This window comes from Pseudomonas sp. PA15(2017), from assembly GCF_001945395.1.
Taxonomy (GTDB): Bacteria; Pseudomonadota; Gammaproteobacteria; order Pseudomonadales; family Pseudomonadaceae; genus Aquipseudomonas.
Window position 1 is genome coordinate 149,305 of record NZ_MSXV01000059.1, and the last position, 1,696, is coordinate 151,000.

Here is a 1,696-nt window from a genome sequence, read left to right on the forward strand (position 1 = left end):
ACCTTCACGGGCCAGGTTCAGGCGAACAACACCTTTAGCATCAACGTCCCAGGTGCTGACTTGGTCGCCGATGCTGGCAAAACCATTACCGCCAGCATCAGCACCACCGATGCGGCCGGCAACGTCGGCACAGCGACAGACACCGAAGGCTATAGCGTCGAAGTTACTGCCCCAGTTCCGACCATCACTCTCGACGCCAACATCACCGCCGACGACGTGATCAATATCGCCGAGTCGAGTCAGCAGGTTCCGGTCACCGGCACCGTCGGTGGCGATGCCAAAGTCGGTGACACCGTAACCCTGACCGTCAATGGCAAGACCTTCACGGGCCAGGTTCAGGCGAACAACACCTTCAGCATCAACGTGCCCGGCACTGATCTGGTCGCCGACACTGGCAGAACCATTACCGCCAGCATCAGCACCACCGATGCGGCCGGCAACATCGGCACCGCTACAGACACCGAAGGCTACAGCGTCGATACAACAGCACCATTGATTACTGTCGAAGCTCCGACTATCACCAACGACACCACACCGACCATCACAGGTACTACCGATGCGCCGGTGGGCAGCATCGTTACGCTGACCATTACCCAGGGCACCAACACCTTTACCGTAAATACGCCGGTACTGGCGGGCGGCACCTACAGCATCGAACTGCCTCAACCTTTGGTGGACGGCCCATATTCGGTTGATGCGAAAGTCACCGATGCCGCTGGCAACCCCGGTTCGGCCACTGATACCGGCGCCATCGATACCACGGCACCGATCATCACCGTCGATGCACCAGCCATCACCAACGACACTACGCCGACCATCGTCGGTACTACCGACGCACCCGTTGGCAGCATCGTTACGCTGACCATCACTCAAGGCACAACAGTGCTGACCACTACGGCTACGGTCGTGGCTGGCGGTACCTATTCTGCCGATGTGCCAGCTAGCCTGGTTGAGGGCCCATACTCGGTTGATGCCAAGGTGACTGACGCCGCTGGCAACACCGGCTCAGCCACTGACAATGGCGCCATTGACATCACCGCTCCGGTTATTACAGTCGATGCCCCGGCTATTACTAACGACACTACGCCAACCATCGTCGGTACGACCGACGCATCCGTCGGCAGCATTGTTACGCTGACCATCACTCAAGGCACGACAGTGCTGACCACCACGGCCTTGGTCGTCGCTGGCGGTACCTATTCTGCCGATGTGCCAGCTAGCCTGGTTGACGGCCCATACTCGGTTGATGCCCAGGTGACTGACGCCGCTGGCAACACCGGTTCAGCCACCGATAGTGGCGCCATTGACACCACAGCGCCTCTGCCAACCATCACCCTCGACGCCAACATCACCGCCGATGACGTAATCAATATCGCCGAGTCCGGTCAGCAGATTCCGGTTACCGGCACTGTCGGCGGCGACGCCAAGGTCGGTGACACCGTAACCCTGACTGTCAATGGCAAGACCTTCACGGGCCAGGTTCAGGCGAACAACACCTTCAGCATCAACGTGCCCGGCACTGATCTGATCGCCGACGCTGGCAAAACCATCAGCGCCAGCATCAGCACTACCGATGCCGCCGGCAACATCGGCACGGCGACAGACACCGAAGGCTACAGCGTCGACGTCACCGCTCCCGTTCCGACCATCACGCTGGATGCCAACATCACCGCCGACGACGTGATCAATATCGCCG

The 1,696-nt window shown here is 59.8% G+C and carries 1 protein-coding gene; it reads left to right on the plus strand.

The annotated features are described in order from the left end of the window. A partial coding sequence (locus tag BVH03_RS26680) for an Ig-like domain-containing protein (protein WP_218189570.1) occupies positions 1-1,696 on the plus strand: 1,696 nt, incomplete at both ends.